This is a genomic window from Actinoplanes sp. NPDC026623 (assembly GCF_040638275.1).
GTDB lineage: Bacteria > Actinomycetota > Actinomycetes > Mycobacteriales > Micromonosporaceae > Actinoplanes.
In genome coordinates this window covers 1-14,121 of record NZ_JBEZXZ010000222.1, presented here as the reverse complement: position 1 = coordinate 14,121, position 14,121 = coordinate 1, and the positions used below count along the sequence as shown (strand labels likewise).

Genomic DNA, 14,121 nt, shown 5'->3' with positions numbered 1-14,121 from the left:
CTGGACACCGCGGCCTCGCGCGACCGCCAGGCGAGGCGCAGCGCCGCGTCGGCGGCCGAGACCGCCTCGCGGGCGCCCGCCAGCCGGGCGGTGAGCACCGGGATCTCCGCGTCGAGGCGGACGACCTCGGCGGCGTCGGCGTCCGGGCCGCGGCCGCAGCCGGGACAGCCGGAGGTCAGGTTCGCCGGGGCATGGCAGTACGGGCACGGGTAGGAGGTCACGCCGATGATGATTGTCGAACGCGGCGCCCGGATCCTGAGTCCGCGTACCTAACCTGCGGCCTTGACCGCGGCGCCCGCGATGACCACTTCCAGGCAATCGCGGAACAGGTCGTCCACGGTGCTGCCGGGCCGGAAGTACTCGGCGATGGCGGCGACCACGGTCGGGTGCCGCTCGGTGAACGCGGCCATGTCGAAGTCCTTAAGCGCCTCCGCGTCCGGGCGGGGGGCCTGCTCCTCGAGGACGTGGCCGACCGTGAAACGCTCGACGGTCAGGACGATCACGCGGGCCTGTCGCAATGAGACGCCGCGCGCCACCAGGGTGCTCATCGCCAGTTCGGAGATCGCCGCCATGGTGACGGACAGTTGAGCCGCGGAGATGACCCGGGCGCCGTCGGGATGGGCGAGCAGCGCGCTGCGCAGCCGCCCAGCCAGTCCCGCCAGCCAGTCCGGCCAGGGTTGATCCGGCTCGGGCGGCGACATGTCGCCGAACTCCTGGTCGAGTATCGCGTCGGCGACCGCGGTGACCAGCGCCGCCTTGTTGGGCACATGCCAGTATAGGGTCGGCGATCGCACGCCCAGCCGCGCGGCGAGTCTGCGCGTCGTCACGCCGTCGAGACCGTCGTCGTCCAGCAGGGCCACGGCCTCGGCCACGATCCGCTGTCGGTCCAGCCCCAATTCGGCACCCCCCGCGGGGTCCCCCCGCACGCCGACCGGCCGGCCGGCCACCAGGGCACGGCGGCACGCCCCGCGCCGGGTCACGGGTGGAACCACTCGACCGCGCGCCCGCCCCGGTTCCTGCCGGCCTGGCAGCGCCGGATCGCGGCGCTGTTCGGTCGCGAGGTGTGATGAAGGCGGCGGTGGGGCACGAGATCGGCGGAGCACCACGGCTACGACGTGGTGCCGGACTGCCTCCGGGGCCGGCCCACGGAGATCCTGCTGGTGAAGCTCCCACGCCGCCGGGCAACGCCCGATCTACGAGGCAGCTCGTCGTGGTGCCGTAACAGGCAGGCATCTTCGCTGTAGAACCACAGGATGACCGAAAAACGACTTCCGGGCGGGCGCAGCTTCGGAGCCGTACGCGTCGGCGACGAGGTCCGCCGCCCCGCGCAGGCGTGGACGGCCACCGTCCACTCGGTGCTGCGGCATCTGGAGGACGCCGGCTTCGACGGCGCCCCGCGGGCCCGCGGCTTCGACGAGCAGGGCCGCGAACGCCTGACCTTCCTGCCCGGCGAGACCCTGGGCGAGACCCGGCCGTGGCCGGAATGGCTGCGCGGCGACGACGCGCTCCGGCAGGTCGGCGCCTGGCTCCGAAGGCTGCACGACGCGACCGAGGCATTCCGGCCGGGCCCGGACGCCGTCTGGTTCACCCGCCGGCCGTGGCAGCCGGGCCTGCTGATCGGCCACCTGGACGCGTCGCCGTGGAACGCCGTCTGGGACGACGGCAACCTGGTCGGCTTCGTCGACTGGGACACCGCCAGCCCCTCCCGCCGCGAGGACGACCTGGCCTTCTCGGCGCTGACCTGGGTGCCGCTGCTGACGGCCGAGATGGCCGAACAGGCCGGTTTCGCCGACCCCGCCGACCGGCACCGCCGATTCCACCTGCTCCTTGACGCGTACGGATACACCGGCGACCGGACGGCGGTCCGCGACGCGATCATCGGGCGGGTCGAGCGCAACGTCTCGATGATCCGGCAACTCGCCGACGGCGGCGAGCCGACCTTCCAGCGCATGCTGCCGTGGGCCGCCGACCTGGAACGATCCGGCGACGAGACGGCCGAGCTGCCGGACGGGTTCTGGCGGGCACCCGGCCGCTGACCTCAGTAGCCCTCCCGGCCGGCGTGCAGGCCCTGCCAGGAGACGAAGGACAGGAAATCCTCGGCCTCGAAGCCGAACACCTCCTCCTCGAAGCAGTAGCGGCTCACCCGCTCCTCGCACACGCCGTCCACCGTCACGAACCCCCAGGAGTCACCGGTTGCGACCGGGGCGACGGCGACGAATCCGGGCACCCTGAAGTCTCCCGAGTTCAGCTCGACGAGGCCCCTGGTCCGATCGTCGGGTGACACGACCGGATCAAGGCACAGGAAGAGGAACTGACCCGCACCGAAGACCCGCATGAACCGCCGGTACTGCTCCGGCAGCCGGACCCGCAGCTCCGCCTCCACCCGCGCCAGATCACCGTCCGACGCGATCCACGCGTCGAAGGGCGGGGTTGCCGCGCCCTTGGCCGAACGGCTCTCAAGAACGCCGTCGACCTCGGCCGAGAAGGCATCGAAATCCACAGGACAGACCTCCCGGTCGGTTTCACCTTCGTCGACGGCGGGTCTCCCCGGCATCAGCTGGACCGAATGATCCCGTCAGGATCTTTTAGACACATCCCGAACCTGACAACCTGAGGCAGGTCAGAGGGTTTGGAATCGGCAGCGAATTCGCAGTCCATGAATGACGCCAGAGCCCTCCCCAATTCTTCCCCGAGGACATCGTCAAGCTCCTCATCCCGGATTGCGTGCAGTAACGCATCGAAAGCTCTGCGGTCGCGCCAGTGCGGGAGTTCAGATATGGCCTGGCACCGGAGTTCGAAATCTTGAAGTTCGTCCGCCAGAACCTCACAAAGGCGTTCGGCCCGAGCGTCCCAGACCAATTCTGAATTGACGCGCAAACCTTCCAGAAACTCTTCGGGCGGCCGATAGTTGTGCTCCATGATGTAATGCAGAATCAATGCCGGAGCAGAATAAGCCTCACCGCTATTCAAATAGTAGTGATACTCGCCATTCCCGCGGAACACCGATTCCCCAGAGCAGAACTCGCAATCGTGATACCCGAGGGTCACGCTCACCAATCGCGTAGAAGCGTTCAGAACTCGTTGAAGATCGACATCACTCATTGGCCGCAGAGGCCCGCCTTGAATCCCCCTCTCACATCCCAGCCAACCGATTGAACGCATCGGAATCGGCGCCCATAAAAACTCGTATGGCGAAAGATCGGGAAACTCCATCTCAGATCTGAACCAATCCCCTCCGGAGAGCGGGAGCTTCCTGACCCGGACCATCAACCTCCAGTGGCCTGATTCCTCCCCCTGAGATGCGCCTTCCTCGTTGCCGACTAATTGTGTAACCATGCTCGCCATAGAAGGCAATTGAACTTCCCGCTGGAACCGTGAATTTCTTGCCCGTCAGGATCCCACCAGAAAGCGGTTCGCAGCGCCCGCCGAGACGAGCACCTTGCGTCGGCGCGACCAGGACGCAACGCCGAGGTGTTCACCGGCCGATCAGCTCGGCGATCGCCTTCTCCCACTTCTCCAGCCTGGGCTCGACCACGTCCCACGGCGCGGAGGGCAGCCAGTACGAGGCGCGCCGCACGCCCGCGTTCGCGAGTTGCTCGAGCGCCTTCGGCTGGGCCGGGACGCTCAGCACCTGCACCTCGATCGGCCGGTCCGCGCGGGCCTCGAGCTCGGCGATCCGCGCGAAGAGGTCCGGGTCGTGCCACTGTGGAAACCAGCCGTCGCCCCAGGCCAGCACCCGGTCGAGCACGGTGGGGCCGGCGCCGCCGACCAGCACGGGCGGCCACGGGCGCTGCGCCGGCTTGGGCCACGACCAGATCCGGTCGAAGTTCACGAACCGCCCCGAGTATGACGCCTCGTCCTGCGTCCAGATCGCCTGCATCGCCTCGACCCGCTCGCCGAGCAGGGCCATCCGGGTGCGCGGGTCGGTGCCGTGGTTGGCCATCTCCTCGCGGTTCCAGCCGGCGCCGACGCCGAATTCGAGCCGGCCGCCGGAGAGGTGGTCGACGCTGGCGACCTCGTTGGCGGTGATGATCGGGTCGCGCTCGACGACCAGGCACACGCCGCTGCCGATCCGCAGCGTGCTGGTCGCGGCCGCCGCCGCGGTCAGCGCGACGAACAGGTCGTAGCAGTGCGCGTACTTGTCGGGCAGCTCGCGGCTGCCGTCGCCCCAGGGGCTTTCCCGGCTGGCCGGGATGTGGGTGTGTTCGGGGAAGAACAGGGCGTCCTGCCCGCGCTCCTCGACCCGCCGGGCGAGCGCGCCCGGGCCGATGCCGTCATGGGTGGGGAAGTAACCGACACCGAACTCCATGTGGGCGATCCTATCGATGCAGGGTCAGAATCAGGTCCACCACCAGCGCCGTCCAGCCGGTCTGGTGCCAGGCGCCCAGGCCCGCGCCGTTGTCGCCGTGGAAATACTCGGGGAACGCGATCAGGTCCTTCCAGTCCGGATGGTTCTGGAAGACCTCGGAGGCGCCGTACATCGGCCGGCGGCCCCAGGAGTCCGGCACGAACAGCGAGATCAGGCGCCGGGACAGGTCGTCGGCGACGGCGCTCAGCGGCATCTTCGTCTGCGAGCCGGTCGGGTATTCGACCATGAGGTCGGGGCCGTAGAACGCGGCGAACTCGCGCAGCGCCTCGATGAGCAGGTAGTTGACCGGCATCCAGACCGGCCCGCGCCAGTTGGAGTTGCCGCCGAACAGCCCGCTCGTGCTCTCCGCCGGCTCGTAGCCGACGGTGAACTCCGAGCCGCCGAGCGACACCGTGAACGGCTTCTCCCGGTGCGCGCGCGACAGCGTTCTGAGCCCGTACGGGGAGAGGAACTCCTCCGGGTCGAGCATCCGGGCCAGGATCCGCAGCAGTTGATCCTGGCCCACCATGGAGAGCAGCCGCTGCTGGCGGCCGTCGGGCGAGAGCCGGCGGGCGCTGATCACGTCGGCGTACTCGGAGGTGTTGGCGAGCAGCCAGCGCAGCCGCGCGCTCAGCCCGGGCAGCCGGTTCAGGGTGCCCGCGCTGAGCCTGGTGGTGGCGGCCAGCGGCAGCAGCCCGACGATGGAGCGGGCCTTGAGCGGCATCCGGTGCCCGTCGGGCAGCCGCAGCACGTCGTAGAAGAAGCAGTCGTCGTCGTCCCAGAGCCCCTGCCGGTACGCCGCCTCGGCGATGTAGGCGAAGTGCTCGAAGAACTTCGTGGCCATGTCCTCGTAGGTGCGGTCGTGCAGGGCGAGGCGGATCGACATGTCGAGCAGGTTGAGCGCGTACATGGCCATCCAGCCGGTGCCGTCGGACTGCTCCAGCACGCCGGCCACGGGCAGCGCCGCGGAGCGGTCGAACGGGCCGACGTTGTCCAGGCCGAGGAAGCCGCCCTCGAAGACGTTGTTGCCGCCGACGTCCTTGCGGTTGACCCACCAGGTGAAGTTCAGCAGCAGCTTGTGCATGATCCGGGCGAGGAAGTCGTGGTCGCGGCCGCCGTCGATCTCGAACACCTGCAGCGCGGCCCAGGCGTGCACCGGCGGGTTCACATCGCCGAACGCCCACTCGTACGCGGGGATCTGTCCGTTGGGGTGCATGTACCACTCGCGCAGCAACAGCAGCAGCTGCGACTTGGCGAAGCCGGGATCGACCCGGGCGATCGAGACACAGTGGAACGCCAGGTCCCAGGCCGCGTACCAGGGGTATTCCCAGGGGTCCGGCATCGAGATGACGTCGAAGCTGTTCATGTGCCACCAGGCGTTGTTGCGCCCGTAGCGCCGGCCCGGCGGCGGCGGCGCGGAGCCGGGGTCGCCGCTCAGCCACTGCTTGACGTCGAAGTGGTAGAACTGCTTGCCCCACATCAGCCCGGCGATGCCCTGCCGGACGACGGCGGCCTCCTCGGCGGACGCCGCGGCGGGGATCAGCTCGGCGAAGTAGGCGTCGGCCTCGGCACGCCGCCGGTCCATCACGGCGGCGAAACCGTCGCCGAGGTCGGGCCGGCCGGCCGGCTCGTCGGACCGGGCGAGCCGCAGCCGGATCTCGCGGCTCTCGCCGGGGCCGAGCGTCAGCTCGTAGTGCAGCGCGCCCTTGGTGCCCACGCCGGCCGGGTTGACGGTCGGGGCGCCGGCCACGAGGTGGTCGTTGATGCCGTCCTTCGGGTACGTGCTGGTGCCGGGCAGGCCCCAGAGCCGCTGCGCGTTCGTCTCGTTGTCGCACATCAGCGCGGGCGGCGCGCCCTCGGCGTCGAGGGTGATGTGGCCGAGGCTGTGGTGCCGGCCGGCGAGGCGTCCCGGTCCGCCCTCGATGACCGGCACCCGGCGGTTGCGCAGGCCCCACGACCAGGTGTTGCGGAACCACAGGGAGGGCAGCACGTGCAGCGTCGCCGCCTCGGGGCCGCGGTTGGAGACGGTCACCACGATGCACATGTCGTCGACGCCGGCCTTGGCGTAGTCGACGGTCACCGCCCAGAACCGGTCGTCGTCGAAGACGCCGGTGTCGATCAGCTCGAACTCGGGTTCCTCCCGCGACCGGTGCCCGTTGACCCGGACCAGTTCGTCGTACGGGAAGGCGGCCTGCGGGTAGTGGTAGCGCCAGCTCATCCAGGAGTGTGTCGGCGTCGAGTCCTGGTACCACCAGTACTCCTTGGCGTCCTCGCCGTGGTTGCCGCCATCGCCGCCGAGGCCGAACATCCGCTCCTTGAGGATCGGATCCCTGCCGTTCCAGAGGGCCAGCGCGAAGCAGAACGTCTGCCGGTCGTCGCAGATCCCGGCCATGCCGTCGTCGTTCCACCGGTACGCCCGCGAGCGCGCATGGTCGTGCGGAAAGTAGTCCCAGGCGGTGCCGTGCTCGCTGTAGTCCTCCCGGACCGTGCCCCAGGCCCGCTCGGCGAGGTAGGGGCCCCACCCGCGCCACGGCTGCTCCCCGGCATCGGCCTGGGCCAGGCGCTCGCGCTCCGCCACGCCGCCGCCCACCTCCCTCGTCCGCCGGATACCCCTAGAAGTGTTACTGACAGGTGTTACGAACACTAACGGACGGCATCGGGCTCAGATCAACTCGCTGTGCGGCTAGGGTCCTCGGCGTGCCTGCATCTGACTATGTGAAGAACCTGCGCGCCAAGGTCGGCCAAGACGTGATCATGTTCCCGACCGTCAGCGCGATCGTCCTCAACGACCGCGGCGAGATCCTGCTCGGCCAGCGCAGCGACAATCACCAGTGGTCGGTCATCGCCGGGATGATGGACCCCGGCGAGCAGCCCGCGGACGCGCTGGTGCGCGAGGTCGAGGAGGAGACCGGCATCCAGGTCAAGATCGAACGGCTGGCCGGGGTGGCCCTGCACCAGGTGGTCTACGGCAACGGCGACCGCTGCCACATGGTCAACACCTGGTTCCGCTGCCGCGCGGTCGGCGGCGAGGCCAAGGTCAACGACTCCGAGTCGATCGCGGTGGGCTGGTTCGCGCCCGACGCGCTGCCGCAGATGAACCCGTTCGCCATGGTCCGGATCCGCACCTCCCTTGCCGATGACGCCCCGGCCTGGTTCGCCCAGCCCGGCGAGGGCGAGATCGAGGGCATCTGAGCCCTATGCCAGCCAGCCCGGCCGGATCAGCCCCGCCTCGTACGCGTAGACCACCAGCTGGGCCCGGTCGCGGGCGCCGAGCTTGACCATCGCCCGGCTGACGTGGGTCTTCGCCGTCGCCGGGCTGATCACGAGGCGGCCGGCGATCTCGTCGTTGGACAGACCCTCGCCGACCAGCACCATCACCTCGCGTTCGCGCTCGGTGAGCTGTTTCAGCCGCTGCTCGGCCTCCTCCGGCGGCAGCGCGGGACGGCCGCGGCCGCCCGGCGCGGCGAACTCGCCGATGACCCGGCGGGTGACGCTCGGTGACAGCAGGGCGTCGCCGGCGGCGACCGCGCGCACGCCGCGGATCAGCTCCACCGGCTCGGTGTCCTTGACCAGGAAACCGGAGGCGCCGGTGCGCAGCGCCTCGAAGACGTACTCGTCCAGCTCGAACGTGGTGAGGATGACGACCCGGGTGCCGCCCAGCGCCGGTTCGGCGGCGATGCGGCGGGTCGCCTCCAGGCCGTCGACGCCCGGCATGCGGATGTCCATCAGCACCACGTCGGGGCGGTTCTGCACGGCCAGGCGTACCGCCTCGAGGCCGTCGCCGGCCTCCGCGACCACCTCGATGTCGGGCTCGGCGTTCAGCAACGCCCGGAAGCCGGCCCGGACCAGGGCCTGATCGTCGGCGAGCAGGACCTTGATCATGTGTGCTCTCCCGTCGCCGTGGGCAGTACCGCCGAGACCAGGTAGCCGCCCTCCGGCGGCGGGCCCGCCGCGAGGGTTCCGCCCAGGCTGGCGGCGCGGGCGCGCATCCCGGCGATGCCGCTACCGCCGCCGTCCGGCGGCTCCTTCGCCACCGGGCCGTCGTTGCGGATCGCCAGGCGGATCTCGTTCTCCGCGTAGGTGACCGCGACCGTCGCGGCCGCGCCGGCCGCCGCGTGCCGCCGCACGTTGGTCAGGGCCTCCTGGACGATCCGGTACGCCGCCCGGTCCACCTCCGCGGGCAGCTCGCGCCGCGGCCCCTGCGTCGTCGTGGTCACCGGCAGGCCCGCGTCCGCGGTGAGGTCGGTGAGCCGGCCCAGGCCCGGCGCCGGCTGGCGGGGCGCCGCCTCCTCCTCGGGGCGCAGCACGCCGAGCACCGCCCGGACCTCGCGCAGCGCCTCGGAGCTCGCCGTCTTGATCGCGGCGAGGGCCTCGCGGGCCTGCTCGGGCCGGTTGTCCATCAGGTGCAGCCCGACCCCGGCCTGCACGTTGATCAGCGACAGGTGGTGGCCGAGCACGTCGTGCAGCTCGCGGGCGATGCGCAGCCGCTCGTCGGCGGCCTGGCGGCGCTCCTGCTCCTCCTTCGCCAGGGCCCGCTCGGCCCTGGCCTTGGTCATCTCGGACAGGTAGATCGCCCGGGCCCGGGCGGCGCCGCCGAGGAAGACCGTCAGGGCGAGCCCGAGGGGAACGAGGACGACGTCGCGCAGGTCGGGACGGGCCGCCGCCGGCAGCCCGAGCGCGCCGGCGCAGAACCAGGTCACCGTCAGGTAGGCCAGGTAGCCGACCGCGGCGACGGGTATCGCGACGCCGCGCCGGCCCGCCTTGACCGCGTTGAAGAGCGCGATGACGGGCGCGACGGCGTAGGTCCAGGACGGCGTCGAGAGCGAGGCGAACCCGATGGTGGCGGCACCACTGACCGCGAGGACGACGATCGGGGCGCGGCCACGCCAGGCCAGCGCGAGCGGGCCGATCAGCAGCAGCGTGCACGCGACGACGTCGGCCGGGTGGGACAGGGCGGTGGCCTCCGTCCAGTTGCCGAACACGTGGAAGCAGAGGGCCGCGATGACCGCGCCGAGCCAGGGCGCCCGCCGCGGTCGCCGTCCCCAGCCGCCGGGCCGGCCCGTTCCGGTGTGCTCGTCGAGCGCGTCGGCCCACCCCGGCGAGGCGGCACGGCGGGCCCGGCGGCCGGGTCGATCCGGTCGCCGAGGCGGGTGCTGCCGGCCCGGTTCGTGCACGCCTCGAACCTACGGCACCGCAGCTCACCCCAGCATCCGCAGGACGACGACGCGGCGCTGCGCCCCCGGTGGTACGGGCGCCGCCGGCGTACTCCCCCGGTGGTACCGCCGCGGCTGCCGGCTGCGCCCCGGGCCGGGTGCCCGGATGCTCCGCCGGGACGACGCGGCCGGGCGGCGAAACGGCCACGCTGTTCATCAGATCCCGCCACTGCCAGGAGGTCATCTTGCATCCCAACGACGCCACCTGGTCCGGGCCGAACCGGCTCCGGACCTCCGACACCGAACGCGAGCAGGTCGCCGAGTTGCTGCGGGCCGCGATGGCCGAGGGCCGGCTCACCCTCGAGGAGGGCGAGGAGCGGCTCGGCCAGGTGTACGCGGCCAGGTTCCGCGACGAGCTCGCCCCGCTCACCGCCGACCTGCCGGACAACGGCCGCCGTGCGATGGCGGACACACCGCAGGCCCGCGCCGCGACACGCCGGGGCGTACGCCGGCACGCCAGTTTCGTGGCCATCGCGGCGGGAGTGCTGATCGGATTGTGGATGCTCTCCGGCGCGCATTTCTTCTGGCCGGCGATTCCGCTCGTCTTCCTGGTCATCGGCCTGATGAGACACGCCCGGTACGGCGCCTACCGGCACTCGCACCACTACCGGCACCGGGTCGCGCCGTGGAACGCACCGGACTTCCGGTGATCATGAACACTCCAGAGTAGAGGCGATGGTCGTTGAACACCCCTTCCCGCTCTGCGACAGTGGCCAGGTTTGACCCCGGCCGCCACCCGCGAACGGGGGCTACGGGGAGGGGTGGCACGACCATGATGGGTCCGTCCCATGCGCTGTCGGGCGCGGCCGTCTGGCTGGCCGGCAGCTGGGCCCTTGATCACTTCGCCGGGTACGAGCAGTCGGCGCTGGCGGTGGCCGTCGGCACGGCCGTCTGCGCGGGTGGCGCGCTGCTGCCGGACCTGGACCTGTCCGGCAAGGTGACCCGCAACCAGGGCGGTGCGACGGTCGCCCGGACCTTCGGCGTGCTGTCGCTGTTCGTGGCCGAGGTGATCGAGAAGATCTCGCTCGGGGTCTACACGGCGACGCGGCTCAGCAGGGACCCGCGCCGCAACAACGGGCACCGCACGTTCACGCACACGCTGCCGTTCGCCGGGCTCGTCGGCTGGGGCACCACGACGCTGTGCGCGAGCTACGGCAGGTGGGCCGTGGTCGCCATCGTCTTCCTCATGGCCGGCCTGGCGCTGCGCGGGCTGTTCGAGGACTGGGCGGAGCGGGCCGGCTGGGTGATCGTGACGCTGGCCTCCGGAGTGATCGCGTGGTTCACCGCGGCGAATCTCCCGGGCGATCGCGGCTACCCGATGCTGGGGTTCGCGGTCGGCGTCGGCTGCGTGGTGCACCTGCTCGGAGACATGATCACCAAGAACGGCGTGCCGATCCTGTGGCCGATACCGACCGGCCGCCGGATGTGGCGGATGGTCGGCATCCCGAACGGGATCGCGGTGAAGGTCGGCGGCAAGGCCGAGGTGATCGTGCTGCGCACGGTGTTCACCGTCGTGGCCCTGCTGTCGATCTTCGGGATGTTCGCGCCGCACCTGTTGCACCAGTTCGACCTGGACACCTGGGCCGACGGCTGAGCGCCGTCCCGGCGTTCAGGCGTCGTCGGTCGTGTGGGACGGCACGCCGCCTCCGCAGGTGACGGTCATCCGCACCCGCTGGTTGCCGTGCTTGAACACCGCGACCACCGCGCTCGCGGGCCCCGCGTCGACCTCGTCCACCTTGTACGGCGTGACGGGCGTCCAGGACAGCAGCTGCGCGGTGCCGGCCGTCGGGCAGGTGGCGCGCACCGAACCGCCCGCCGAGGTGAAGGTGCGTTCCTCCGGCGGCGGGTCGGTGGTCGCGGTGGCCTCGGCGGTCGGGCTGGGGGTGGCGCGGGTCGTCGCGGTGACCGGCGCCACCGTCTCCTGGGGAACGCTGCCGGCCGGTGTCTGCCGCGCCGTGGGAGCGATCGCGCCCGGCTTGACCGCGCCGGGGTCGCCGGGCTTGACCGGCGCCTTGCCGCTGGCCACCGCCGAGGGCGTCGCCGCCGGGGCCGAACCGCTGACCGCGGGCGCCTCCGCGACGACCTTCGGCGCCGCCCCGTCGTCGCCGGCGGCCAGCCACCAGAATCCGGCGGCCAGGGCGAGCAGCACCGCGGCGAACGGCAGCAGTCGCCGAAGGCGGCGGCGGGACCCCGGCTCGGGGGCCTCGGCGGCGGGCGGCGGCTCCTGCGGCTTCGGGCGGATCAGGACGGACGGCTCGTCGTCGAGCCACGGCCCGGCCGGCGACTGCGGCGGCACGTCGTCGACGACGCGCAGGCCCGCGCCCTGTGCCAGCAGCGCCGCCGCCTCGCGGGCGCTCGGCCGTTCGGTGGGGTCCTTGGTCAGGCACCTGTTGCACAGCGCGGTGATGTAGCCGGGCACCTCGGGCTGCGGCGTCAGCGGCTCGGGGTCGATGTAGATGTGCGCGGTCAGCATCTGCGTCGTGGTGTCGACGCTCCACGGCGAGTGCCCCGAGAGCATCCGGTACAGCAGCACGCCCAGCGCGTACACGTCCGAGGCGGGCTCGACCCCGTCGTCGGTCAGCCGCTCGGGGGCCAGGTAGGCCGGGGTGCCGAGCACCTCGAAGTCCGGCTCGCCGGAGCCGCCCGGATCGATCGCGGCGGCGATGCCGAAGTCCACCACCTTGGCACCGGCGGGCGTGATCATGACGTTTGCCGGTTTGATGTCGCGGTGCACGAGCCCGTCGGCGTGGGCCGCGGCGAGCGCCGCCGCGACCTCGGCGGCCACCCGCATCGCGAACCGCGGCGGCAGCGGACCGGCGTTCATCCGCTCCTGCAGGGTCGCGCCGGGGATGAGCTCCATGACCACGTACGGCACCCGGCCGAGGTCGTCGTCCGACTCGCCGTAGTCGTAGACCTGGGCGATGTTGGGGTGCGACAGCGCGGCGGCGGCCCGGGCCTCGGCGCGGATCCGCCGTCTCGACCCGGCGTCGCCGGCGTGCTGGGCGGCCAGCAGCTTGACCGCGACGTCCCGGTCCAGCACCTGATCGCGGGCCCGCCACACGACCGCCATGCCTCCGGCGCCGAGCTGATCTCGCAGCGCGTAACGGCCGCCGAGTATCCCAGTCGCATCCATCCGCGCCAGTCTGCCGGTATCGACGACGACGCGCACCCCCGGGTCCCGCCCGCCGGTGGATCGCGCCGGCCGGTCAGGCGGCGTCGGCGTAGCACTCGACGATCGACACGTCCAGCGGGAAGCGGACGGTCGTCTCGCCGAACAGCAGCCTGCTCGCGCTCGCCGCGCTCTCCCGGACCGCCTGCGCCACCTGCTCGGCCTCCTCGGCCGGGCAGTGCACGCCCACCTCGTCGTGCACGAACAGCACCAGCTCCGCCCTGGTCCCCCGCAGCGCCGTCCGCAGCGTCGCGAGCAGGACGAGGGCCCATTCCGCGGCCGTCGCCTGGATCACGAAGTTGCGGGTGAAGCGGCCCCGGGCCCGCCCGGACGCGCCGCCCTGCGGCTCGGCCGACCCGGACTCCTCGGGCGGGTCGAGGCCGGCGTCGCGCCACGCCGTCGACGCCGGCGGGCAGGTGCGGCCCAGCCAGGAGCGCACCAGCCCCCCGGCCTCTCCGGTCCGGGCCGCAGCCTCCACGAATTCGAAGGCGGTCGGGTAGCTCTGGCGCAGCACCGCCAGCGCCGGGATCGCGGCGCCGCCGGTCTGTCCATACATCGCGCCGAGCAGGGCGACCTTGGCCTTGGCCCGGTCGCCGCCGAAGGAGTCGGTCGCCAGCGCCGCGTAGAGATCGCCGGCGGCGCCGGCCTTGGCCAGCCGGGCGTCGCCCGAGACCGCGGCCAGCACCCGGGGCTCGAGCTGGCCCGCGTCCGCGACCACGAAGCGCCAGCCCGGGTCGGCGACCACCGCACGGCGGACCACCTTGGGGACCTGCAGCGCTCCCCCGCCCCGGGTGGCCCAGCGGCCGGAGACCACGCCGCCGGGAAAGTATTCGGGGCGGAAGCGGCCCTCGCTCACCCACGCGTCGCGCCAGGCCCAGCCGTGCGCCGTCCAGATGCGGTAGAGCTCCTTGTATTCGAGCAGGGGTTTCACCGCCGGGTGCTCGACGCCGCGCAGGACCCCGGCGCGGGTGTTGGGGACGTCGATGCCGGCGCGGGCGAACGCGCGCAGCACCTCGGCCGGCGAATCGGGGTGCAGCCCGTGCATGTCGAACGCCGCGTTGATCTCGCCGGCCAGCTCGGCCAGCCGGCGCGGCGGGCCGACCGACTGCGGCGCGCCGAGCAGCTCGCGCAGCAGCCGGTCGTGGATGTCGGCGCTCCAGGGCAGCCCGGCCTGGCCCATCTCCGCGCCGATGAGCGCGCCGGCGGACTCGGCGGCCACGAGCAGGCCGAACCGCCCGGGCTGCCCCGTGGCGCGGATCCGGGCGCGCTGGTCCGCGTAGACCCCGGACAGGGCCTCGAGGACCACCGAGCCGGAGGCCGTCGGCGGGCCCGTCATGGCCTCGAAGAGGGCGGCCTGCGCGAAGACCGGCGGCTCGGCGAGGCGCGGCGGC

The 14,121-nt window shown here is 72.1% G+C and carries 15 protein-coding genes; 4 read left to right on the top strand and 11 right to left on the bottom strand.

Annotation, left to right across the window (positions count from 1 at the left end; translation table 11 throughout):
• Positions 1–221: hypothetical protein (locus tag AB0F10_RS38685; protein WP_360637273.1), on the bottom strand; the 221-nt coding region annotated here is incomplete at its 3' end.
• A gap of 48 nt (positions 222–269) precedes the next feature.
• Complete coding sequence (locus AB0F10_RS38680; RefSeq protein ID WP_360637271.1) at positions 270–896, bottom strand: TetR/AcrR family transcriptional regulator C-terminal domain-containing protein; 627 nt, start codon at positions 894–896, stop codon at positions 270–272.
• A 357-nt stretch (positions 897–1,253) separates the two neighbouring features.
• Between AB0F10_RS38680 and AB0F10_RS38675 the strand changes: the two genes are divergently transcribed.
• Complete coding sequence (locus AB0F10_RS38675) at positions 1,254–2,036, top strand: phosphotransferase (protein WP_360637268.1); 783 nt, start codon at positions 1,254–1,256, stop codon at positions 2,034–2,036.
• 2 nt (positions 2,037–2,038) lie between these two features.
• Here the strand turns inward: AB0F10_RS38675 and AB0F10_RS38670 are convergent, their stop codons facing one another.
• From AB0F10_RS38670 to AB0F10_RS38650, 5 genes are all read right to left on the bottom strand, one after another.
• Entirely contained in the window at positions 2,039–2,500 is a 462-nt protein-coding gene (locus tag AB0F10_RS38670; protein WP_360637265.1) for an SMI1/KNR4 family protein, read from the bottom strand.
• Between the two features lie 53 nt (positions 2,501–2,553).
• Positions 2,554–3,213, bottom strand: a complete 660-nt coding sequence (locus AB0F10_RS38665) for a HEAT repeat domain-containing protein (protein ID WP_360637262.1) — start codon at positions 3,211–3,213, stop codon at positions 2,554–2,556.
• Between the two features lies 1 nt (position 3,214).
• Entirely contained in the window at positions 3,215–3,394 is a 180-nt protein-coding gene (locus tag AB0F10_RS38660; RefSeq protein WP_360637276.1) for a putative adhesin, read from the bottom strand.
• A gap of 81 nt (positions 3,395–3,475) precedes the next feature.
• Positions 3,476–4,309 carry an LLM class F420-dependent oxidoreductase gene (locus AB0F10_RS38655; RefSeq protein WP_360637259.1) on the bottom strand — a complete coding sequence of 278 codons (834 nt, stop codon included), beginning with the start codon at positions 4,307–4,309 and terminating at the stop codon, positions 3,476–3,478.
• Positions 4,310–4,319: 10 nt separating this feature from the next.
• A complete protein-coding gene (locus AB0F10_RS38650) occupies positions 4,320–6,926 on the bottom strand; it encodes an MGH1-like glycoside hydrolase domain-containing protein (RefSeq protein ID WP_360637256.1) in 2,607 nt (868 codons plus the stop codon).
• A 119-nt stretch (positions 6,927–7,045) separates the two neighbouring features.
• Between AB0F10_RS38650 and AB0F10_RS38645 the strand changes: the two genes are divergently transcribed.
• On the top strand, positions 7,046–7,540 hold the full coding sequence (locus AB0F10_RS38645) for an NUDIX domain-containing protein (protein WP_360637254.1): 495 nt from the start codon (positions 7,046–7,048) through the stop codon (positions 7,538–7,540).
• 3 nt (positions 7,541–7,543) lie between these two features.
• Here the strand turns inward: AB0F10_RS38645 and AB0F10_RS38640 are convergent, their stop codons facing one another.
• Together AB0F10_RS38640 and AB0F10_RS38635 are read right to left on the bottom strand one after the other, a co-directional pair.
• A complete protein-coding gene (locus tag AB0F10_RS38640; RefSeq protein ID WP_360637251.1) occupies positions 7,544–8,230 on the bottom strand; it encodes a response regulator transcription factor in 687 nt (228 codons plus the stop codon).
• Positions 8,227–9,522: a histidine kinase gene (locus AB0F10_RS38635; protein ID WP_360637248.1), complete on the bottom strand. Its 1,296-nt coding sequence runs from the start codon at positions 9,520–9,522 to the stop codon at positions 8,227–8,229. Before AB0F10_RS38635 ends, AB0F10_RS38640 begins: the two co-directional genes overlap by 4 nt.
• A 224-nt stretch (positions 9,523–9,746) precedes the next feature.
• On the opposite strand from AB0F10_RS38635, the gene AB0F10_RS38630 reads away from it, so the two are divergent.
• On the top strand, positions 9,747–10,211 hold the full coding sequence (locus AB0F10_RS38630) for a DUF1707 domain-containing protein (RefSeq protein WP_360637245.1): 465 nt from the start codon (positions 9,747–9,749) through the stop codon (positions 10,209–10,211).
• A 122-nt stretch (positions 10,212–10,333) separates the two neighbouring features.
• Positions 10,334–11,155 carry a metal-dependent hydrolase gene (locus AB0F10_RS38625; RefSeq protein ID WP_360637242.1) on the top strand — a complete coding sequence of 274 codons (822 nt, stop codon included), beginning with the start codon at positions 10,334–10,336 and terminating at the stop codon, positions 11,153–11,155.
• 15 nt (positions 11,156–11,170) lie between these two features.
• On the opposite strand, the gene AB0F10_RS38620 is transcribed toward AB0F10_RS38625, so the two are convergent.
• Positions 11,171–12,694, bottom strand: a complete 1,524-nt coding sequence (locus AB0F10_RS38620; RefSeq protein ID WP_360637239.1) for a protein kinase domain-containing protein — start codon at positions 12,692–12,694, stop codon at positions 11,171–11,173.
• A 73-nt stretch (positions 12,695–12,767) separates the two neighbouring features.
• Positions 12,768–14,121 (bottom strand): bifunctional 3'-5' exonuclease/DNA polymerase (locus tag AB0F10_RS38615; RefSeq protein WP_360637236.1); only part of this gene is annotated, 1,354 nt, incomplete at its 5' end.